Annotated in this window: 21 protein-coding genes and 1 pseudogene; 7 read left to right on the forward strand and 15 right to left on the reverse strand. The window is 70.6% G+C overall.

Going from position 1 to position 19747, the window contains the following annotated elements:
• Positions 1 to 27: 27 nt before the first annotated feature.
• A pseudogene (locus B1H19_RS04795) lies at positions 28 to 246 on the reverse strand (MmyB family transcriptional regulator); the annotation flags it as partial.
• Here B1H19_RS04795 and B1H19_RS39620 point away from each other — a divergent pair.
• Together B1H19_RS39620 and B1H19_RS04800 are read left to right on the forward strand one after the other, a co-directional pair.
• The gene (locus B1H19_RS39620) at positions 206 to 388 is read left to right on the forward strand and encodes a hypothetical protein (RefSeq protein WP_418361423.1); all 183 of its coding nucleotides are present in this window, start codon (positions 206 to 208) and stop codon (positions 386 to 388) included. The pseudogene B1H19_RS04795 and the gene B1H19_RS39620 sit on opposite strands and share 41 nt — an antisense overlap.
• Positions 389 to 547: 159 nt before the next feature.
• The gene (locus B1H19_RS04800) at positions 548 to 1762 is read left to right on the forward strand and encodes a beta-ketoacyl-[acyl-carrier-protein] synthase family protein (protein WP_107425881.1); all 1215 of its coding nucleotides are present in this window, start codon (positions 548 to 550) and stop codon (positions 1760 to 1762) included.
• Positions 1763 to 1802: 40 nt separating this feature from the next.
• Here the strand turns inward: B1H19_RS04800 and B1H19_RS04805 are convergent, their stop codons facing one another.
• The gene (locus tag B1H19_RS04805) at positions 1803 to 2204 is read right to left on the reverse strand and encodes a carboxylesterase/lipase family protein (protein WP_203237098.1); all 402 of its coding nucleotides are present in this window, start codon (positions 2202 to 2204) and stop codon (positions 1803 to 1805) included.
• Between the two features lie 95 nt (positions 2205 to 2299).
• On the opposite strand from B1H19_RS04805, the gene B1H19_RS04810 reads away from it, so the two are divergent.
• Positions 2300 to 2980: a DUF6445 family protein gene (locus B1H19_RS04810; RefSeq protein ID WP_083109428.1), complete on the forward strand. Its 681-nt coding sequence runs from the start codon at positions 2300 to 2302 to the stop codon at positions 2978 to 2980.
• Between the two features lie 362 nt (positions 2981 to 3342).
• A complete protein-coding gene (locus B1H19_RS40290; RefSeq protein ID WP_257789436.1) occupies positions 3343 to 3474 on the forward strand; it encodes a hypothetical protein in 132 nt (43 codons plus the stop codon).
• A gap of 28 nt (positions 3475 to 3502) precedes the next feature.
• On the opposite strand, the gene B1H19_RS04815 is transcribed toward B1H19_RS40290, so the two are convergent.
• From B1H19_RS04815 to B1H19_RS04835, 5 genes are read right to left on the reverse strand one after another with little or no spacing between them, the layout of a single operon-like run.
• Positions 3503 to 4531 carry a hypothetical protein gene (locus B1H19_RS04815; protein ID WP_237289124.1) on the reverse strand — a complete coding sequence of 343 codons (1029 nt, stop codon included), beginning with the start codon at positions 4529 to 4531 and terminating at the stop codon, positions 3503 to 3505.
• A 47-nt stretch (positions 4532 to 4578) separates the two neighbouring features.
• Positions 4579 to 4878: a hypothetical protein gene (locus B1H19_RS04820; protein ID WP_083103374.1), complete on the reverse strand. Its 300-nt coding sequence runs from the start codon at positions 4876 to 4878 to the stop codon at positions 4579 to 4581.
• A 51-nt stretch (positions 4879 to 4929) separates the two neighbouring features.
• Positions 4930 to 5259, reverse strand: coding sequence for a type 1 glutamine amidotransferase domain-containing protein (locus tag B1H19_RS04825; protein WP_083103375.1), 330 nt, complete (start codon positions 5257 to 5259; stop codon positions 4930 to 4932).
• Between the two features lie 60 nt (positions 5260 to 5319).
• Positions 5320 to 5787: a hypothetical protein gene (locus B1H19_RS04830; RefSeq protein WP_083103376.1), complete on the reverse strand. Its 468-nt coding sequence runs from the start codon at positions 5785 to 5787 to the stop codon at positions 5320 to 5322.
• Positions 5788 to 6264: a MarR family winged helix-turn-helix transcriptional regulator gene (locus tag B1H19_RS04835; RefSeq protein ID WP_237289126.1), complete on the reverse strand. Its 477-nt coding sequence runs from the start codon at positions 6262 to 6264 to the stop codon at positions 5788 to 5790. It lies immediately after the preceding gene.
• Positions 6265 to 6352: 88 nt separating this feature from the next.
• Here B1H19_RS04835 and B1H19_RS04840 point away from each other — a divergent pair, with 88 nt between their 5' ends.
• Complete coding sequence (locus B1H19_RS04840) at positions 6353 to 6643, forward strand: hypothetical protein (RefSeq protein ID WP_083103378.1); 291 nt, start codon at positions 6353 to 6355, stop codon at positions 6641 to 6643.
• 94 nt (positions 6644 to 6737) lie between these two features.
• Here the strand turns inward: B1H19_RS04840 and B1H19_RS04845 are convergent, their stop codons facing one another.
• From B1H19_RS04845 to B1H19_RS04870, 6 genes are all read right to left on the reverse strand, one after another.
• Complete coding sequence (locus B1H19_RS04845) at positions 6738 to 8300, reverse strand: carboxylesterase/lipase family protein (RefSeq protein WP_083103379.1); 1563 nt, start codon at positions 8298 to 8300, stop codon at positions 6738 to 6740.
• Positions 8301 to 8319: 19 nt separating this feature from the next.
• Positions 8320 to 8955, reverse strand: coding sequence for a GOLPH3/VPS74 family protein (locus B1H19_RS04850; RefSeq protein WP_083103380.1), 636 nt, complete (start codon positions 8953 to 8955; stop codon positions 8320 to 8322).
• A 114-nt stretch (positions 8956 to 9069) separates the two neighbouring features.
• Positions 9070 to 9729: a response regulator gene (locus B1H19_RS04855; protein ID WP_083103381.1), complete on the reverse strand. Its 660-nt coding sequence runs from the start codon at positions 9727 to 9729 to the stop codon at positions 9070 to 9072.
• The gene (locus tag B1H19_RS04860) at positions 9726 to 10904 is read right to left on the reverse strand and encodes a sensor histidine kinase (RefSeq protein WP_083103382.1); all 1179 of its coding nucleotides are present in this window, start codon (positions 10902 to 10904) and stop codon (positions 9726 to 9728) included. The genes B1H19_RS04855 and B1H19_RS04860 overlap by 4 nt, the downstream gene beginning before the upstream one ends.
• A gap of 127 nt (positions 10905 to 11031) precedes the next feature.
• Positions 11032 to 12840: a coagulation factor 5/8 type domain-containing protein gene (locus tag B1H19_RS04865; RefSeq protein WP_083103383.1), complete on the reverse strand. Its 1809-nt coding sequence runs from the start codon at positions 12838 to 12840 to the stop codon at positions 11032 to 11034.
• Between the two features lie 23 nt (positions 12841 to 12863).
• A complete protein-coding gene (locus B1H19_RS04870; protein WP_418361424.1) occupies positions 12864 to 13898 on the reverse strand; it encodes a chitinase in 1035 nt (344 codons plus the stop codon).
• Between the two features lie 393 nt (positions 13899 to 14291).
• Between B1H19_RS04870 and B1H19_RS04875 the strand changes: the two genes are divergently transcribed.
• Both B1H19_RS04875 and B1H19_RS04880 read left to right on the forward strand, forming a co-directional pair.
• Positions 14292 to 15836, forward strand: a complete 1545-nt coding sequence (locus B1H19_RS04875) for an FMN-binding glutamate synthase family protein (RefSeq protein ID WP_083103384.1) — start codon at positions 14292 to 14294, stop codon at positions 15834 to 15836.
• Positions 15837 to 15939: 103 nt separating this feature from the next.
• Positions 15940 to 16746, forward strand: a complete 807-nt coding sequence (locus B1H19_RS04880; RefSeq protein ID WP_083103385.1) for an alpha/beta hydrolase family protein — start codon at positions 15940 to 15942, stop codon at positions 16744 to 16746.
• Positions 16747 to 16888: 142 nt separating this feature from the next.
• Here B1H19_RS04880 and B1H19_RS04885 read toward each other — a convergent pair whose 3' ends face one another.
• Both B1H19_RS04885 and B1H19_RS04890 read right to left on the reverse strand, forming a co-directional pair.
• A complete protein-coding gene (locus tag B1H19_RS04885; RefSeq protein WP_237289129.1) occupies positions 16889 to 17857 on the reverse strand; it encodes an alpha/beta fold hydrolase in 969 nt (322 codons plus the stop codon).
• Between the two features lie 549 nt (positions 17858 to 18406).
• A complete protein-coding gene (locus tag B1H19_RS04890; protein ID WP_083103387.1) occupies positions 18407 to 19705 on the reverse strand; it encodes a PucR family transcriptional regulator in 1299 nt (432 codons plus the stop codon).
• Between the last annotated feature and the right edge of the window lie 42 nt (positions 19706 to 19747).

Genomic DNA, 19747 nt, shown 5'->3' on the forward strand with positions numbered 1-19747 from the left:
GGATTCGGTCTGGTAGACGATGAGTTGCTGGCCTGGAGCGTCGCGTACGTCGAAGGACTGGTAGGTGAGGACCAGGGGACCGACGTCCGGGTGGCGGAAGTGCTTGGCGTCCTGGGTCTTGCCCCGCACGGTGTGGGTGCTCCACAGACGGGTGAAGTCCGCGCTGTGTCCGGTCAGGGTGTGGACGAGTTCCAGAAACCGAGGGTTGTCCGGGTCGAGGCCGGCCGACTGGCGCAGATGGCCCACGGTGGCCTGCGCCGTGCAGCTCCACCGCGCCGTGGCGCTGCCCGCCTCCCCCATCGCGGAGGCCATTGCCCATGTCCTGTCACAGCCTTCGCACGTCGACGTCAACGAAATCGTCATCCGTCCCGCCGCGAGCGCCCATTGACCCCTCCCGGAAGGAGCCGACATGAATTGTAGGAAGAGGACAATCTCTCGCTTTCGAATCGGTCGTCTTCGCCCCTGATTCCCCTTTCGAACGCTGACATGATCGCCATGAGGGCCAGTCAGGCACTCTGTAGCATCTGCACAATTCAAGGAGGCTTAGGTGACCGGTAACGGTCGTGTGTCGGTGACGGGCGTCGGTGCGATGACGCCGCTGGGAGCCGATGCGTCGTCGACGTGGTCGGGGCTGCTGGACGGTAAGTCGGGGGTGCGTTTTCTGGCGGAGGAGTGGGCCGCGGAGCTGCCCGTGCACGTTGCGGCCGGGCTCACGGTGGACCCTGCCGCCCTGCTTCCGCGGGCCGAGGCCAGGAAGCTGGACCGCGGTGAGCAGGTCGCCATCCTCAGTGCGCGCGAAGCGTGGCAGGACGCCGGTGCTCCGCAGGTCGAGCCGGAACGATTCGCCGTCGTCATCGGCACGGGGACCGGTGGAGTGCTCACCACGCTGGGCCAGGACGACGTCTTCGAACGCGCCGGGATTCGCCGGCTGTCGCCGTTCACGGTCCCCATGCTGATGCCCAACGGCCCGGCCGCTTGGGTGAGCATGGATCTGGGCGCGAAGGGAGGCGCCAGGACTCCGGTGAGTGCCTGTGCGTCCGGGGCAGAGGCCCTCGCCCTGGGGCAGGATCTGATCCGCAGCGGGCGGGCGGACGTGGTCGTCGCAGGTGGGGTGGAGGCATGTCTGCACCCCTTCACCCTCGCGGCATTCGCGCAGATGAAGGCCCTGTCGACGCAGTCGGTGGATCCGGAGACCGTGTCCCGCCCGTTCGACGTCCAGCGGTCCGGGTTCGTTATGGGCGAGGGCGCGGGGATGATGGTGCTCGAACGCACCGAGTTCGCCCGGGCCCGTGGAGCACGTGCGTACGGCACGCTGGCCGGCGGTGCCGTGAGTTCGAGCGCGAACCACATCACGGCCTCCGACGCGGAAGGCCAGGTCTTCGCCATGGAGCTGGCGCTGCGCGACGCCGGCCTGGCTCCGGCGGACATCGGGGTCGTGCACGCCCACGCCACCTCGACGGAGTCCGGTGACCTGGCGGAGGCCGAGGCGATCGGCCGGGTGATAGGCAGCCGGGCTGCGGTGACGGCGACGAAGTCGATGACGGGGCACATGATGGGCGCGTCCGGAACGGTTGGCGCCATGGCCGCTCTGTTCGCACTCAGGGACGGCACCGTGCCGGCCACGCGCAACCTCGACGAACTCGACCCGCGCGTGGAACTGGACGTGGTGCGCGGTGAACAGCGCACGGGTCAGTGGTCTGCTGCGCTGGCCAACTCCTTCGGGTTCGGCGGACACAACGTCAGTCTCGTCTTCACCACGTGACGACGGGACCTCGACCGCCACGCCGGGCGGCAGGGGCATCTCAGGCCCGGTTGCCGTGGTGCAGGCGCCAGGTGCCGTCGATGTGCATGGTGGCCTGCGCGTCGGTGTCGTAGGGCTGCCAGCCGGGATCGCCGTTGGTGGCGAAGGCGACCCAGGCGGCGTGGGTGCGGGCGGCGAGACCCGCGATGGCACGGTCCGGCAGGTCGGGGCCGAGCAGGGCGCGTTCGCCGTGCAGCGCGGGGAGATCTGTGCGGTCGAAGACGAACGGCGGCTCCATGCAGTGGCAGGCGCCGAGCCGGCCGTCGAAGGCCGCGGACCGCCGACCGAAGGTGTAGGCGAAGGTCCGGGAGCCCGGGAGTGTGCTGTGCGCGTCCGCGAGGGCGCGGCTGCCGGCGACAGCCGCGGAAGACGAGGCGCCTGGAAAGTCGCCGCCCTGCCCCATGGAGACGCCAACACTCGGTAAAGCGCGGTGAGTTGACGCAAGATTGACCCATTCACGGGAGTGTGCTGACGCGGCCCGACCCTATGGTCGGCCGCATGCCCCCACACACCCCCGGGTCCCCGGCGCTCCCCGTACTCCCCTACCGCAAACCCACGCCTGGCCGGGACTACTGGGTTCTGGACGATGTACTGCCCGACGTCGATGCCGTCCGGGCCCGCTGCCTCGCCAAGGACGACTGGGTCGAAGGCTATCCGCACAAGCCCGAGAGCTGGCCCGGTCTGCGCACGATGCCCGGGCTCGAACCGGCTGAACTGGCCCGCGTCGAAAGGCTGGTGAGGGCAGCCACCGGCGCGCGTCGGCTGTGGCAGGAAAGCGCACCCGGCGGCGGCACCCTCAACCACAACTGCATCCAGGTCGTGGGCAAGGACGAGTGCGAGCCGCGACCACACACCGATTCACGGTCGCTGTGCCGCTACGCCGCGGTGCTCTATCTCAATCCCCATGTGCCCAAGCACTGCGGTACCAGCTTCTACCGCCAGAGCCTGTCAGATGGCCGGCTCGGCGGAAACATGGTGACCTCACCGCACAACAACCTGATCGACGCTCTCGGAACGCGCTTCGTCCCGCCCGACTCCTTCACCGAGGACGTACGGGTGCCGCACCGCCACAACCGGCTGCTGCTCTACACCGCCAACATGATGCACAGCGCCACCGGCTACTGGGGCAGGACCCTGGAGGACAAGCGAATGACTGCCGTCTTCTTCTGGATGGCATGACACCACTGCCGGACCGGCGTCGCGGCGGGCTGGTGCGGGCGGGCCCGTCAGCTCCGGCCCGGGAGCGGCAGCAGCCCGCGCTCGTAGGCGCGCACCAGGCGGCGGGTGGATGTCATACGGAGCCGGGGGCATCCGGGTCGCCGCATGCCCGGGTGAGGCAGGTGTCGTCGATGGGCTCGGGGTCGGGCAGGTCCCCGACGGCCTCCAGCAGGTGCGTGCGTTGCGTACGGTCCTGTTGCGCCTGCCCGCGTCGACGAGCCGTAGCAGGGTGCTCAGGGGCTGGTCGGGCAGCCCCTCAGGGACGGGCCGGCGCCGAACTCCTCATCCGGCTCCAGCAGCAGTACGACGTACAGATCCCGCCGATGGAGCTGCTGCGCAACGCCAGCAGCTCCATCGCCGACATCGCGCAGATGGTGTACCTGCGACTGGGACTGGCCCGCAGCACCGAAGCCCCCGCACTTCCGGTGACGGACAGCCCTACAGCCGCCCCCTGAGGGGTGTTGGCGGGGCAGTCGGGCGGCGCTACCGCGTCGCCGGCTGGTGGAGCCAGGGCGCGCTGGTGGCCCAGAAGATGGCGTCGACGCCGAGGGTGTTCTTACCGAAGTCGATGAACTCCTTCCGGGTGTACGGCTTCTTCGTCTTGGGGCTCTTGTACTGGAAGTCGGGCTCCTGCACGGCCATGGCCACGAGCGGCAGCTTCCCCCGGTACTTGTGGAAGAACGGATACGAGTTCTGCATCTGCGCCGGGCGGTCCGGCAGGATGTCGGGCCCGCCCAGACCGATCCCGTGCGACGCCGCGAACTCGAAGGTGCGCTGCATGTACTTACGGCTGTTGTTCCACTCCCCCGGCCAGAAGTTGACGTACTGGATGAACGGCGTCTTGGTGAAGACCTTCTTGCCGTAGGCCATATTGGCGAGCTCGGCGGAGAAGTAGGCGTCGTCGCTGTACCCGGTGCGGTCCTTCTTCAGGTCCACCTCGGTGGCGGTCTCCGGCAGGTTCACCCCGGCGAGGCGGCCGTCGAACCGCTGCGCCAGCGCCTTCAGCAGATGCTGGAAGCGGCCCCGCACCTCCGGGTTCCACTGCGCCGCGACCGTACCGGGCTGACCGGGGCCGAGGCCGTTCTCGTTCTTCGTCGGAGCCGCGCCGCCCTTGTACTTCGGGTCGGCCAGCAGGTAGCCCGGGAGCCTGGTCGGGGGTGCGAAGAACCGGTCCTGGACCTGGATGAACAGCTTCTTGTGGCGCGCCTGGAGATACGTCAGCGCCTGGTCGATCGACGAGAAGTCGTACTGGTCCTCCTTCCGCTCCAGCGCCTTCCACGGCACCACCAGCTGCACACCGGCGATGTCGGGGCGGTCGATCAGCGGCTTCACCGTCGCGTCGAAGTCCCCGATCGAGGCGTACAGGTAGTTGGTCGGCGGCTTGGCTCCGGCCGATGCGGCGGCGGCCCTGGCGGACAACGGGGCGCAGCCCGCGACGGCCGTCCCAGCTGCGGCGGTCAGGGTGATCGTCATGAGCATTCCGGCACTGGCTGCGATGCGTTTGGTCACCATGGGCCCGACTGTGCGGCACAGTTCTCAGAAAAATATAAGAGCCAGGATCAGCTCGCCATCCGGGTGATCACCGGGCGCAGGTCGCCGTGCCGGGCGATTCCGGCGATCCAGAGCTCCTCGCTCTTGGGCACCGTGGCGAGGCCGCGTACGACCACGCCCGGGTCGGCTGCCCGCGCCCACCGGCCGTGCTGTGCGTCCCAGCGCAGGGCGACCGGAGCTGCGCCCTTGCCGCCCACCGCCCAGAGCTCTCCGTTGCCGGTCCGGCCGACGGCGCGCAGCCGCCCGGCCCGGCCGTCACGCGCGGAGAGCTGGGTCCCGCACGCCTCACACGTCCGCGTCGTCGTCACATGCCGCATCCTGCCCGCGCGGCAACTCCCGCACCACCAGGCGGCCGAGTGCTATGCACGCTCTGCGGCCTCCAACATCTCGCAGAACCGGCGGCCGAAGAGGTACGCATCGCCCGGCCATCGGGCCGAGAGATAGTTGCCGTCCTGCACCAGGAACGCATGCGTGTCGTCGTCCGCGGTGCCGCGCGCGGAGAGCACCCGGGGCCCCCGTGCGAACTGCGGGTCCGGGGCCGCCAGCAGCCGCGGGTCGCAGGCGGGTCGGGTCCCGGCGCGCTCGGTGGCGAAGACGACGTCGTGACCGGCGTCGGTGAGCAGCCGCCAGGGAACGGCCACCTCGGTGACGTCGAAATCGCGATCGGGGACCGGCATCAGAACGCGCATGCGGGCATCGTAGGGCGGCCGGGTGCACGCGGACGGTCACCCGGCCTGACGCATGCACGTTCAGCAGCCGTCGAACTCCTTGCGCCACGAGTCGAAGTCGATCGCCTCGGACCCGAACTCCGCCAGCCACTCCACGAACCGGACGCCGTACGTCCTGCCGCCCGACCGCAGGATCTCGTCGGCTTCCGCTTCGGTGGGAAGGGTCAGGCCAAACGTCTCCTTCAGCCAGGCCACATACGCCTCGTGCCCAGGGGAGTGCTCCTCGTCGGGGTCCGCCGCACGCTCCTCGTCCCACGGGGTGAACCACTCGTCGTCTATCGCGAGCATCCGGAGCAGGTTCCGCAGGCCGTCGATGATGTCGAGATCGCCTTCGTCACCGAAGCGGATGACGGGAAGAGTGGCGAGGTCGGCGCGGTCGTCGTGGTGCCACAGGGCGTAGAACGAACCCGAGCCGGTTGCCTGGGCGAACGGGGTGAGCCGGTCGAGTTGGCCTCGGACCTCTGACCCGCATCGGCACGAACGGCCCACCTAGGGGCTGCCCGATGGGTCATGGCCCTGAACGAGCCACTCCGTCAGTTGCTCCAGACGCCCGGCGAAGGCGGCGGCCTCACCCGGCGTCCACGTCGTCATCTCCTCGGCCAGGAGGGATTCCATCGCCCCGCGCAACGCCGTGACCGCCCGCTCGCCCTCGGCGGTGAGGGCCAGTTCGGTGGCACGGGCGTCAGCGGGGTCGGGGCGACGGGCGATGAGCCCGGCCTCCTGCAACCTGGTCGCATACCGGGTGGCGACGGTGCGGTCCATTCCGATCGCCTCGGCGAGCTTGGTGGCGGTGACGGGTCCCACGCGCGCGAGCCCGGACAACACCGGGTAGGTCGTGGCGTCCACGCCCTCCACCCCGGAGGTCAACCGGCCGTAGAGCCCGGCACGGGTGGCCCGCAGGGTCAGCGCCCCGATGGCTGCGGCCACGCGGGCGGCGGAAGTGCTGTCAGACGTCGTTTCCCTCACATCTCGATGATACGTGCAAAAAGCACGGAGTTCCGCTACCTTTGAATGCGTGCAGAAAGCACGTTCATCGAGCACGCAAAGGATGACCATGTCGCATTCGTCCTCGAACCCGCACCAGCCCGCCGTTCGCCCCGAAGACGTCCTGCCCGAGGGCATCGACTCGACCGCGATCAACGGACTGACCGTCCGCAAGGGATCGGTGGCCGCATTCGTCGCCAACGCGCTACGACTGGAGGAGCTCACCGAGGGCACTCCCGAGCACGCGGCCCTCGTCACACAGATGCGAGAACTCGCTCCCGCCCTGCGCACCATCGGCCTCCTCGACGTCTTCCGGCCCCGCTCCCCCGCAGTGGAGCGGATCCTCGCCGAGGTCGCGTGACGCGGCGCGTGCCCAGCGTCCGTGCGGCGCCCGGGGAAGCGAACAGCCGTGTCCGTCCGGTCCCGGCGGACGGACACGGCGGCCGCCTCCGCGGTCACCCGACGGCGTTCCAGAACGCGCAGTGGTGGCGCCGCTGCGCCGTGCGGGTGGGGACGATGTGGTCCGGCGCCAAGGACAGCACCGCCTGCCGGGACCAGCGCGGCAACGACGGGCCGTTCGGGTCGGCGGTGCGGGCGAAGCGGGTCCAGTAGTCGACCATGGTGTCGGCCAGCCGGTGCTGGGCCGGGGTCAGGTCGCGGGGGCGGCCGCCCAGGTCGAAGAGGTAGGGCAGTTCGCTCGCGTGCGGTGCGCCGAGCGGGAACGGCGGCGTGCCCGGGATGAGCGGCGGGGCGTGCTCGTCGGCGAACTCGTATTGCCAGACGGGCACTTGGGTGGCGAGCAAGCTGCCCGTTCGTGCCGTCGGGCAGGCGAAGTCGGCGTCGCCGATGACCGCGCCGAAGACGGGGCCGCCGTCGGTGCGGTGCACCGGGTACTCGCGGACGATCGCCTTGGCCTGCCCCGGGACGGGGAAGAAGGCGGCCGCGACTCCGGGCCAGGTGTCGGGGGTGACGGGATTCCCGGCCTGGACGATCCCGGCGGCCCAGCCGTTGCCTTCGTCGTGGTTGTTGCCGATGAGGACGGGGACGTGGTGGAAGCGGCCGGCGGCGATCGCCGCTGCGGGGTCGCGGGGCAGCAACGGGGTGGCGTAGGCGGGCTGTTGATCGGTGTTCTGGGCCGCGAGGAGACGGGAAACCGGTACCCGCCGCAGACAGGCCGTCACGTCGTGGGCGGAGCCGCAGCCGACCTTGGCCGCGAGGTCCGCGCCCGTGGCCCGCGCCGTGGACAGAGGGACGGAGGACGGGGCGAACGGCCGGTCGGGGCGGCCTGTGCATGGGCCGCTCTCGATGATCGCCCGGTCGAAGAGCCCCGCGGCGCCGGGTGCGGCGAGCTGGGCGCAGACGCTGTAGCCGCCCGCCGACTCGCCGGCCAGCGTCACGTTGTGCGCATCGCCGCCGAAGGCACCGATCTCGGCGCGGACCCAGCGCAGCGCGGCCTGCTGGTCGGCCAGGCCGAAGGTGCCGGAGCCGGGCAGCCCGTGGTGCGCAAGGAAGCCGAGGGCCCCGAGGCGGTAGTTGACGGTGACGACCACGACGTCACCCCGGGTGGCCATGCGACGGGCGTCGTAGGAGTTGCCCGCTCCGGTGGTGAAACCGCCGCCGTGCAGCCAGACGATCACCGGGCGGGGGCGCGCCGGTCCCGCGCCGTCGGGCGTCGTGACGTTCAGGTGAAGACAGTCCTCGTCGGTGCTGCCGCCGGGCACCTCGCCGGCCGGCTGCGGGCAGGCGCTCGCGGGACGGGTCGCGTCCCGTACCCCGGGCCAGGGGGCCGCACGGCGGGGCGGCGCCCAGCGCAGCCTGCCGACCGGGGGCGCCGCGTACGGGATGCCCTCGAAGGTGCGGTAGCCGTCGTGGGCGGCGCCCCGCACCAGGCCGCCGTGGGTGCGGACCGTCGTGGCGGCGGGTGGGGCGGGCTGTGTCGGTGGCGCTGCGGTCCAGGCCGTCGCGAGGGCGGCGGTCAGGGCGCAGCCCAGGGTGATCAGGATGCGGTGCGTGTTCATCGTCTCCCCGTTCGTTCGGTCAGCTGCCGCCCATGCCGCCCTGTGCGGCGATCATGGTCATCGGCAGGGCGCGTACGGCCTTCTCCAGGCCGGGGGCGAGGGCGGCGAGAGACCCCGTGCCGGCGTCGATACGGGCTCGGAAGGTCTTCTGGTCCTGCCGGGAGACGACCGAGCGGACGTCGCCCGCCGCGGCCAGCGCCAGCAGCGCGGCGTCGGCGGCGGGGATCTCCCGCACGGGGTCGTCCCCGTGCAGCGCCGCGGACACGCGGGCGTGCAGGGCGTCGGGCAGGGCGCGGTCGGTCACGGTCAGGCGCCGGGTGCCGAAGGGGGTGCGGGGTTCCTTGACGGTGAGCACTCCCGCTGCGGCGAGCCGGTTCTCCACCTCCGTCAGGGTCCGCTTGCGGTGGCGGCGCACGAGGTGCTTCCAGGTGTGCCCGGGGGCGTCACGCAGAACGCCGTCCAGGACGGGGTCGCCGGTCGGTGCCGTGCCGGACACGGTGACCGTGCCGCCGTCCTCCCCCAGCCGACCGCGCAACGCGAGGTCGATCAGGGCGGCGGCACGGACCAGCAGCTCCGTCCGGGAACGGTCGTAGGGGCCTTCGGCCGCGGCGTCGTGGGCGAGCAGATACATGCAGCAGGTCAGGTCGTCGTTCACACCTCGACGCTATGGCCGGGTACCCCTGCCACGGATCGGCCACGGGAACGGACCGGCACTGGGAGCACAGGAGGATCGCCTCCCCGTCTCCTCCTTGAGGAGGAGGCCGGGCCGTCAGGGGCGGCGCGGCTCCACGAGGCCGTGGTCGTAGGCGGCGACCACGGCCTGGACGCGGTCGCGCAGGCCCAGTTTGCGCAGCACCGCGGTGACATGGTTCTTGACGGTGGCCTCCGACAGGCGCAGCCGCTCGGCGATCTCCGCGTTCGACAGCGCCTGCCCGATCAGGGTGAGCACCTCCCGCTCGCGGCCGGACAGGTCCTTGAGGGAGGGCGGCGGCGCCGGGTCGGGCGTGGTGCGCAGGAACCGGTCGAGGACGCGGCCCAGCACGGTCGGCGCCAGCAGCGCGTCGCCGCGTGCGGTGAGGCGGATCGCGTCGACGAGTTCGGCGGGCCGGATGTCCTTCAGCAGGAAGCCGCTCGCCCCGGCCCGCAGGGCGTCGACCACATGCGCGTCCACGTCCCAGGTGGTCAGCACGAGCACCCGGGCCCGGCTGCCGCACTCCGCGATCTGCCGGGTCGCCTCGATGCCGTCCACGACGGGCATGCGTACGTCCATCAGCACCACGTCGGGCGCCAGGTCTCGGGTCAGCCGTACCGCCTCCTGGCCGTCGGACGCCTCACCGACCACCTCAAGGTCGTCCCGGGCATCGATGATCATGCGGAATCCGGTACGGACCAGGAGCTGGTCGTCGGCCACCACCACGCGCAGCGTCATGACGCCCCTTCCACCGGCAGCCTCGCCGCCACCTCGAACCCGCCTCCGGGCAGCGGACCGGCGCGCAGGCTCCCGCCGACGAGCCGGGCACGCTCCTTCATCCCCACCAGACCGCGCCCCGCCCCCGCGGCGGCCGAACTGCCCTGCCGTGTAAGCCCGTTGTCGACCACCGTGACCTTCACGCACTCCCCTTCGGCCGTCACGTGCACGCTCACCTCGTCGGCGCCGGCCGCATGGCGCAGCGTGTTGGTGAGGGCCTCCTGAACGATCCGGTACGCCGCCAGGTCCACCGCGGCCGGCAGCCCGTCCGTGGCGCCCTCACGGTGCACCCGCACGGTCATCCCGGTGGCGCGCACGGTGTCCGCCAGCTCGTCCAGGCGCGCGAGCGAGGGCCCCGGCTGCCGCTCCTCGGCCCGGTCCTCCCCCGCATCGGGCCGGAACGCACGCAGCAGCAGGCGCAGTTCGCCGAGCGCCGAGCGGGCGCCCGTCTCGATGGTCCGCAGCGCCTGACGGGCCTGTTCGGGCCGTTCGGTGAACACGTCGTCGGCGGCGCCCGCCTGGATGACCATCACCGACAGGGTGTGCGCCACGACGTCGTGCACCTCCCGCGCGATCCGCGCACGCTCCTCCATCACGGCCCGGCGCATCTCCGCGCTCGTCCGTGCCTGCTGCGCGCCGCGCCACTGCCCCGCGGTCCAGGCCAGGCCCACCGTCAGCAGGTAGACCGCCAGCCCCGCGGGGCCGCCCGCCCCGAACGCCAGCGGCGCCGGCAGACACATCGCCGCGAGCGCCCGCACCGACACCCGTCGCGGCCTGGTGGCCGACAGCACGCACAACGCGACCTGCGCCGCGAGCAGCGCCCCCGTCAAGCTGACCGCGGGCAGCAGCGCCCACACCGCGAGCCCGGTCGCCGCGTTCGCGGCCAGTACGGCGACCGGGGCGCGCACCTGCCACCTCAGGGCGCAGACCTGCGCGAGAACCAGGACCACGGCCGCCGGCAGTCGCCAGCCGCGCTCCGTGCCGACGACGAGCACCGAGGTGCCGAGGACGGCGAGGACCAGACCGGCGGACTTCCACCACAGCGCCCGGGCCGCCCGGGGCGACAGCTCACCCCGCGCTTCCCCGGCGAACGGGTCGTCCAGCAGGTCATCCGGCTGTCTGCTGCTGCGGTCCACACCCCGACCCTATCCAGCGGCGCGGGACGCCGCCGTCTGCGAGGGCCACCGGGAACACGCGAACGGCCGCCGTTGGAGGCGGCGGCCGTTCGCTGTGGGGGTGGGAAGGAGTGGGTGGGTGTGCGGGCTACGGGTAGTCCACCAGGTACGACTGCTGGTGGTCCGCGTTCGCCGGGTCGCCCTGGTCGTTGACGACGTGGTTGATCGTGCCCGTACCGCCGAGCGAGACCGTCACCATGTGGTGGAGCTTCACGCCGTCCGTGCGGGGCACCTGGAAGGCCCGGTCGGCGGCGACGGACTTGTTGACGTCGAAGTAGCAGTAGCTGCCCAGCCCGTACGCCTGGTGGTCGGTGACGTTGTCGGCCACCTTGTACGCGGCGTAGCCCTTGGTGCCGCCGTCCATCCAGGCCGCCTGGTCCGGCGGGTCGTAGGGCATCTCGTTCTGGAAGAAGTAGGTCCGGCCGTGGTTGCCGTTCCAGACCACCTGGTCCTTCTGGTAGTGCTCGACGAACAGGCCGTACATCGTGACGTTGTCGCCGTTGACGGTCAGTCCGTTGTCCGCGGTGTTCTGCGTCCAGCCGGTCCCGTCGCCGTGGTCGGCCCGCCAGATCCAGGTGTGGTCGCCGATGACGTCCGAGCTGTTGACGACGAGGCTCCTGGTCGCCTTGCCGACGCCCGCGCCGCCGACCCGGAAGTAGATGTCGTGGAGGGACGAGGGGTTGCCGGAGTGGTCTGCCGAAGCGCCCTTCGGGCCCATCTCCATCAGCGTGTCCGAGTTCTCCCGGCCGGCGTCGATCAGCAGACCCGCGATGTTCGCTCCGTCGACGTCGGCCACCGAGAGGGCGGTGACTCCGCCGTCCGGGACGAGGGTGGCCAGGCCGAGGCCGAGCACCACGGTGTCCGGCTTCGTCACCTTGATCGTGTCGTCCAGGTGGTAGACACCGGGCGTGAACAGCAGGTGCTTGCCCTGGTTCAGTGCGCCGTTGATCTGGGACGCCGTCATGCCGGGCTTGGCGATGAAGAAGTCACTCAGCGGCAGTGAGGTGCCTTTCGGGGCGCCGCCGGACCAGGTGGTGCCCTGGGTGTCCGCGGCGACGGCGGGGACGAAGACCTTGTACGCGCCCGCGCCGTCGACGTAGAGGAACGGCTTCTCCCGGGACTTGGGGGTCTTGTCGACCGTGGTGTACGGCGGCTGGGGGAAGGTGCCGGCCGGCGGGTTGGTCGCTCCGACGAACACCATGTTCCAGTTGGAGCCGTTCCAGCTGCCCCATTCGGTGTTGCGGGAGAGGTATTGCTGCTGCGACCCGGAGGAGACGGAGCCGTCCACCTTGGTGTCGGCGAGCAGGCCGCCGCTGGACCAGCCGTGGTTCCGCGGATCCAGCTGGAGGTTGCCCTTCACATGCATCCGGCGGAACGGCGCGGCCTGCGAGACGGCCCACCGGTCGGTGCCGTTCGCCGGGGTCACGGCCAGGTTCTCGGCGTCGCGCCAGAAGTTCTGCGTGGCGTTGTCGCCGAACCAGTCGGCCTCGGCGTGCACATCGCCGTTGATGGCGGTGTCGTCGGGCGACACGCCGAGCCCGGCGATCTGGGTGTAGAAGCCGATGTTGGCGTCCACGTCGTACTTCCCCGGCTTGAACAGCAGCGCGTGCCGCTCCTCGCCGAACTGGTTCTTCTCCTGCTGCTTGAAGACCGCGTCGAGCCGGGACTGGATCTGCGCCTTGGACATCGACGGGTCGAAGATGTCGACGTTGGGGCCGAGGTCCGGGGCGTCCGCTGCTGTGAGGTGCTTCTGCGGGGTGCGGTGTTCCGGTCCTGCGCTCGCGCTCTGGGGGGAAAGGAGGGCCATGGTGCCGGCCGCGAGGACGAGGGAGGTGGCAGCGGCGGGCAGGGCGCGGCGGCGGCGATGGCGCGGCCGGGCCGCCCCGTCGCGGGTCATGTTCGGTTTCACGATGCCCCCGCTCAGCCCGTGTATCCGGCGAAGATCTTGGTGAACTGCCAGGGTTGCTGGTCCACGCCGGAACAGGTGTCGTCGTTGGGATAGGTGCCGGGGCACGGGCGGTCGCGGTTGGCCGACCAGTAGGTGAGGCGGGCGAGGTGGTGTTCCTGGGCGTAGGCGCGGATGGCCTCGAAGTTCTGCGGTGTGACCCGCTCGTTGGCATCGGTGATGCCGTTCATCGACGAGATGCCGCTGTGCCGGTAGGCCGCGTCGTCGCTGTACTTGTAGGCGTCCTTGACGGTGTTCTTCAGACCCTCGGCGGCCTTCTTCGTCAGCTCGCCCATGTCCTGGCCGCCCGCGTCGCCGAAGTCGAACGGCATGATCGTCCAGCCGTCCACCTCCAGACCGGAGCCCGCTGCCCGCTTGATCATGCCGTCGTCCGGGCCGTCCTGGGCGCTGGGGAACGTGACGTACGTCGTCAGGCCGGAGTTGTGGGCCTTCACCTGCTTCAGCGCGTCGATCGTCTTCTGCTGCACCTGGGGGTCGTCATAGGCGTCGCCCTCGATATCGATGTCGATCGCCTTCAGGCCGTAGGCGTCGATCACCTTTTGGTACGCGCCGGCCAGGGCCGAGGCGTCCGGGCAGGTCTGTTCCAGCTTGTTGCCGTTGGCCCCGCCGAAGGAGGGGACGACATCGCCGCCCTTGGCGCGGATCGCGGCTACGGTCCGCGCGTCGACGCCGCCGGTGAGCGGGCGGCTGCCGTCCCACTGCGGATCGCACGTGCCGTTGCTGAGGACGAAGGCCAGGGTGAACCACTTGACGCCGGTGGCGTCCATCACCGTGGCGGGATCGGGCGGGTTGCCCCACCCGTTGTAGAGGTACGGGGCCACGGCCTGCGGCGCACCGGCCGCCTTGGGCCCGTCGGACGGTACGGCGCCGGCCGCCGCGGTCGCGGTGCCGCCGATGAGCGCGGCGGCGACCGCGCCGATCGTGCTCCGGTGGGCGCCACGTATGTGCCGTGACCGCGATCTGCTTCCGTGCCGTGCTGGTGAAGACATAAGGGCTCCTGTGCGGTGGGGGGGGGGAGCGGGCGTCGGGACGGAGACGACGGCCGCACTGCCATCAGAAGTGCGTGACCGGGAACGGCGTCGGGACCAGAGCAGTGCGGATTGGTCCAGACCTGATGCACCGCTTGAGTTAACTCGGCGTAAGGAGGGGCGTCAAGACTGCTGACATCACTTCAAAAAGTGAACGTACTGGCCGACAGAGGCCCGTCCCGGATCGCCCCGACGACCCTGCCCCCACGCCTGTCCGAACGAGCCCCTACTATCATTCCGCGTTCTCCGACGGACGCTGACGCCCGCTGGGTCGTGCCCGCCGCCCAACGCCCGACACGACACGACGGCTCCCTCGCATGGCAATGGAGCCGAGCATCGAGGAAAGGTACGTTCATGCGCGCCCGGAACATAGCCGCAGCCACCGCGACGGTATTGGGGCTGGTGGCCGCCCGTGACCTTGTTCAGAAGAAGCACGCATTGCTCCGGAACTTCCCGGTGGTCGGGCACGCCCGGTACATGTTGGAGACGATCGGGCCCGAGCTGCGGCAGTACATCGTGACCTCCAACGACGAGGAGCGCCCGTTCAGTCGTGACCAGCGCACCTGGATCTACGCGTCGGCGAAGGGCGAGAACAACTACTTCGGGTTCGGCACCGACAACGACGTCGAGCACATGCAGGGGCACGCCTACCTGAAGCAGCGCACGTTCGCCGGCCCGCTGCCCGACGCGCACGACCCGCAGGCCCCACTGCCCTCGGCCAAGGTGCTGGGCGGGCCGCGTGGGCGCGCCAAGGCGTTCCGACCGGCGAGCGTGGTGAACATCTCGGCGATGAGCTTCGGTTCGCTCTCCGGCGCGGCGATCACGGCGCTCAACAAGGGAGCGGCGCTGGCGGGCGCGATGCACAACACGGGCGAGGGCGGCCTCTCGCCGTACCACCGCAACGGCGGCGACCTCATTCTGCAAATCGGCACGTCCTACTTCGGCTGCCGCAACGACGACGGCAGCTTCAACATCGACAAGCTCAAGGACGTGGTCGCCGGCGCCCCGGTCAAGGCGCTGGAGATCAAGCTCTCCCAGGGCGCCAAGCCGGGGCTGGGCGGGATGCTGCCGGGCGCGAAGGTGACGCCGGAAATCGCCGAGATCCGCGGCATCCCGGTCGGCGAGGACTGCGCCTCCCCGTCGCGGCACACCGCGTTCAGCGACGTCGACTCGATGCTCGACTTCGTCGAACTGCTCGCCACCGAGACCGGCCTGCCGGTCGGCATCAAGAGCGCGGTGGGAGAGATGGAGTTCTGGCAGGAGCTGGCCACGCTGATGGCGCGTGGTGACCGTGGTGTCGACTTCGTGACCATCGACGGCGGCGAGGGCGGCACCGGCGCGGCGCCGCTGACCTTCTCCGACTCGATGTCGCTGCCCTTCCGGATGGGCTTCTCCCGGGTCTACGGCACCTTCGCCGAGCTGGGGCTGACCGACGACCTGACTTTCATCGCCTCCGGCAAGCTCGGCCTGCCCGAGAACGCCGCGGTCGCCTTCGCTCTGGGTGCCGACATGATCAACGTGGCCCGTGAGGCGATGCTGTCGATCGGCTGCATCCAGGCGCAGAAGTGCCACACCGACAAGTGCCCCACCGGCATCGCCACCCAGAACCCGTGGCTGGCCCGCGGCCTCGACCCGGCCTCGAAGGCCACCCGCGCCGCGGTCTACCTGCGCACCCTCCGCAAGGAACTGATGAAGGTCTCGGCGGCCGTCGGCGTCGCCCACCCGGCACTCATCACGGCCACCGACATCGAGATCATGAACGGCGACTACGAGGCCCGCACCCTGGCCGGTGTCTACGGCTACAAGGACGGCTGGGGCGAACTCGGCCCGCACCTCGCCGAAGAGATCACCGCACTGCTCACCACCAAGCCGAACTCCGCACAGCGGACGACTGCCTGACGTACCGTCAGCGACCTGCGCCGCGCTCGCTTCTCCTCCCCTGCCCTCCCCTCTCCTGTCCCTCTCCCGCCCCACGAACAGTCCCTGCCTAGGTGATCACCACATGACCGAAAAAGTCAGATTCCAGAGCGTCGTCGGCCCCGAACTGGCGGGAGCAATCGACCTGCCAGAGGGCGAGGTCCGAGGCTGGGGCATCTTCGTGCACGGATTCACCCTCGGCAAGGACTCGCCGGCCGCCTCGCGCGTCAGCAAGCAGCTGGCACGCGAGGGGATCGGCATGCTGCGCTACGACAACCTCGGCGTCGGTGAGTCCGACGGCGACTGGGGCGACGGCTCCTTCACCATCAAGGTCCAGGACACGGTCCGCGCGGCACAACTGATGGCGGAGCGAGGGACGCCGGCAGACCTGCTGGTGGGGCACTCATGGGGAGGCGCCGCCGTCCTCGCCGCAGCGGCCGAGATAACCGGCGTCCGCGCGGTCGCCACGATCGGGGCACCCGTCGACCCCAGCCACGTCGAGCGACAGTACGACGCGGTCATGGATCGCGTTCTCAGCGAAGGGTCGCACGAATGGTTCGTCGGCGGGAGGACCCTGGTCCTCAAGCGCGCCTTCGTCGAAGACGTCCGCCATGCCCAACTGCGTGACAGGATAGGCGAGTTGGACCTGCCCCTGCTCGTCCTGCACTCGCCTACCGACAACACCGTCGACATCTCCAACGCCGGGGAGATCTTCAACGAGGCACGGCACCCGCGAAGCTTCGTCTCGCTCGAAGGAGCAGACCATCTCCTGACCGCACGAGGACAAGCGCAGCGAGCAGCCCACATCATCAGCGCCTGGGCCGACCAGTACATCCACGGGTCACATCCCGCGGGACAGACGTCCCAGGTGGTCAAGAGCTCGCTCGGATAGGTACCTCGGACAGGCACCTCGGATAGGTACGGGGTCACGGTCGTCGGGCCGGACGACCAACTGATGTGCCGAGCCTCCTCCCGGGCGTGAGGAGGCTCGGCACGTCAACCGTTGTCCAGGAGACCTGCCCCGGCACCAGGATTCAGCCCCGCAGTTCCGTCAGGAACTCGACCAGCGCGGCGTTCACCTCCTCGGGCCGCTCCTGCTGGGTCCAGTGGCCGCAGCCCGGCAGCTCGATCGGCTCCCGGCGCAGATTGGGCATCAACTCCGGGAGTTTGGCGATGAGTTCGCGCGCACCGGGGAACGCCGGGACGAGGTCGCGGTCGCCGTACATGTACAGCGCGGGCGAGCTGACGACCGCGCCCTGCCAGGCGGCGGTCAGCTCCCAGTTGCGGTCCAGGTTGCGGTACCAGTTCAGGGCGCCGGTGAAGCCCTTGGCGTAGTTCTCGGTGAGCTCGTCCAGATCCTGTTCGGTGAGCCAGTCCGGCAGCACCTCGGGGTCGATCGCGTCCGCGAGCCAGCCCCGCGCCGGGTCGGACACCAGGGCCTGGTCCGGGTGGCCGGCGCCAGGGGCGTCACCGGAGGCGGAGTAGAACAGCTTGCGCAGAGCGGTACGGGTGTCCTTGGCGAACTCGGCGTCGGCGACGCCGGGTTGGTTGAAGTAGTTCCAGTAGAACCGTCCGCCGAACCGCTCCTGCATGGCCTTGAGCGGCGGGTGCTCCCCGCGGAACGGCGGCGGCACGCTCAGCCCGGCCACCCCGCGCACCACGTCGGGCCGCAGCAATGCGGTGTGCCAGGCAACCGGTGCACCCCAGTCGTGCCCGACGACGAACGCCTGCTTCTCGCCCAGGGCTTGGATCAGCCCGATCACGTCCCCGACGAGGTGGAGGATGCTGTACGCGTCCACGTCCTCCGGGTGGTCACTGCGGCCGTATCCGCGCTGATCGGGGGCGACCACATGGAACCCGGCGGCGGCCAGCGGGGCGAACTGATGACGCCAGGAGTGCCAGGACTCGGGGAAGCCGTGCAGCAGCACGACGAGGGGGCCCTCGCCCTCCTCCGCGATGTGCAGCCGGATGCCGTTCACGTCGATCATGCGATGCTCAACCATGGGCCAAACCTAACCTCATGCGATACACATAGTGGTGAACCAGCCGTAAACCCGCGCCGGCGGGCCCGGAAGAGCCGCGCCCGCCGCGCCTCGGAGGCAGAGAAGCCGGACGTGCAGCCTTGCTGACCCTCCGCCTGCGTCGAGAACGCCTGGCTGTCGCTCTTCTGCTCAAAACCCGAAGAGGAATCACACGTCGTGCCGTACATGTTGTACGTGGCGTTCACGTGCGGCCCGCCGAGGGTCCATACCGCCGTGATTCTGTCGTTCGCACCGGAGCCGGCAAATGAGTGATCGGCGGAATCGGAGAACGCGTCATCACCCAAGTAGTAGTCCGTGTAACGGCGAAGGGTTACCGTTGCCGAGATCTTCCCCGCCGGAAGTGTCGCCGTCCGGCACTGATCGACGGGGAACGAATCGTTGGCGTAATGGCCCGGGGTCTGTGTGTCGCTCGAAGCATCCTCCTTGATGGTGTAGTCGATGTCAGCGCTGGCGGCGTAGCCTCGCCGATTGCACACCGTGATTGCGTGCCGGTGCGCCCGCAGTAAGGCGTCAGCCGAGCAGGAACGGGGCCAGCTCCAGGGCGACGCGCAGCTCCAGCGTGCCTGCTGCGGTGGTGGACGAGGGCAGGAGTTCCTCGGCGCGTTTGACCCGGTAGGTGACGGTGTTGCGGGCCACATGCAGAGCGCCGGCGGCGGCCCTCAGGCTGCGTTCCTCAGCGAGGTACACCCGCAGGGTCTCGCGCAGCTCCCGTACCCGGGCGCCGTCGGAGGCCAGCGGGCCGAGGAGGTCGTGCACGAACCAGCGGGCGTGCTCGGGGTCGGCGGTGGCCAGGGCGACGAGGCGTACCTCGCGGTGGTCGGTCAGCCAGTCGCCGGGCGCGAGCCGGGCGACGCGTTCCGCCGCGCGTGCGCCGTGGTGGCTGCGGCGCATCCCGGCCGTGCCGTGTGCGGGCGGGCCGAGGGCGAGGCGGACACCCGGGGCGCGGTCGGTGCCGGTCCGCACGCGGTCGGTCAGACCGGTGAGGTCGTCGGGCGCGTGCAGCCACAGCCAGGCGGTGTCCGCCGTGGCGGGGACGGTCAGCGGGTTGCCGGTGCCGAGCGTGTGGGCGAGTGCGGTCGCCGTGTGCTGGAGCCGTTCGGCGGCGGGCAACGGGTCTTCGGTGCGGTCGCACCACAGCACGGCGGCCAGATGCGTACGGGTGACGTCGTAGCGCAGCCGTCGGGTCGCGGCTTCCGGTTCCACCGGGCGAGCGGCCAGCAGATCGTCGATCGTCGCGCGGCGGGCCGCTTCGTCGCTGCCGCGCCAGCGGTCCCGTTCGGCGATGTAGGACTCGGCCAGCAGGCTGGCGTGGGCGTCGGCGTGGGCGAAGAGCTCCTCGGTGATCCGGCGCAGCTCGGTGAGGCGTTCGCCGGCCGGGACGTACCGCTCGACGGCCGAGGTCAGTTCCTGGCTGAACCTGGCGTGGCCGAGCCGCACCCCGCGCAGGACCTGGTCGAGCCGGAGGCCCCGGCGCGCGAACTCGCGGCAGCTCTCCAGGGCCTCCTCGGGCAGTGTGACGCCTTCTCCGAAAGCCTCGCCGGAGCCTTCGGTGAGCAGCAGGCGCAGGGCCGCCAGGACCGTCGATTCGGTCGAGCGCCGCAGGGTGGCCAGCGGCGCCGGGCCGCCGCCGTGTTCGGGGACCTGCTCCAGGATCTCCGCGGCCATGGCATCGGCGGTCTGGAGCGCCCACCGGACCGGCTCGGGACCCAGGACGGCGGCCGTGGCGGTCACGGCGGCCGGTGGAATCGCCGGATCCTGGTACGGGAGGTTCGGGTCCGGGCGGAGCTGCCGGAGCCACTGGCGTGTCATGGGTGTCGCCCTTCGGGTGCGTGGGGCGGGAGCCCGGTGACC

This window comes from Streptomyces gilvosporeus (genome assembly GCF_002082195.1).
Taxonomy (GTDB): Bacteria; Actinomycetota; Actinomycetes; order Streptomycetales; family Streptomycetaceae; genus Streptomyces; species Streptomyces gilvosporeus.

Coding starts and splice junctions, on each gene's coding strand:
- B1H19_RS04870 (WP_418361424.1), bottom strand. CDS start 13,898: ATGTCTTCACCAGCACGGCACGGAAGCAGATCGCGGTCACGGCACATA.
- B1H19_RS40290 (WP_257789436.1), top strand. CDS start 3,343: ATGGAGCTGCTGCGCAACGCCAGCAGCTCCATCGCCGACATCGCGCAG.
- B1H19_RS04885 (WP_237289129.1), bottom strand. CDS start 17,857: ATGGTTGAGCATCGCATGATCGACGTGAACGGCATCCGGCTGCACATC.
- B1H19_RS04815 (WP_237289124.1), bottom strand. CDS start 4,531: ATGGTGACCAAACGCATCGCAGCCAGTGCCGGAATGCTCATGACGATC.
- B1H19_RS04840 (WP_083103378.1), top strand. CDS start 6,353: ATGTCGCATTCGTCCTCGAACCCGCACCAGCCCGCCGTTCGCCCCGAA.
- B1H19_RS04855 (WP_083103381.1), bottom strand. CDS start 9,729: ATGACGCTGCGCGTGGTGGTGGCCGACGACCAGCTCCTGGTCCGTACC.
- B1H19_RS04880 (WP_083103385.1), top strand. CDS start 15,940: ATGACCGAAAAAGTCAGATTCCAGAGCGTCGTCGGCCCCGAACTGGCG.
- B1H19_RS04890 (WP_083103387.1), bottom strand. CDS start 19,705: ATGACACGCCAGTGGCTCCGGCAGCTCCGCCCGGACCCGAACCTCCCG.
- B1H19_RS04865 (WP_083103383.1), bottom strand. CDS start 12,840: ATGACCCGCGACGGGGCGGCCCGGCCGCGCCATCGCCGCCGCCGCGCC.
- B1H19_RS04810 (WP_083109428.1), top strand. CDS start 2,300: ATGCCCCCACACACCCCCGGGTCCCCGGCGCTCCCCGTACTCCCCTAC.
- B1H19_RS04875 (WP_083103384.1), top strand. CDS start 14,292: ATGCGCGCCCGGAACATAGCCGCAGCCACCGCGACGGTATTGGGGCTG.
- B1H19_RS04845 (WP_083103379.1), bottom strand. CDS start 8,300: ATGAACACGCACCGCATCCTGATCACCCTGGGCTGCGCCCTGACCGCC.
- B1H19_RS04805 (WP_203237098.1), bottom strand. CDS start 2,204: ATGGGGCAGGGCGGCGACTTTCCAGGCGCCTCGTCTTCCGCGGCTGTC.
- B1H19_RS04825 (WP_083103375.1), bottom strand. CDS start 5,259: ATGCGCGTTCTGATGCCGGTCCCCGATCGCGATTTCGACGTCACCGAG.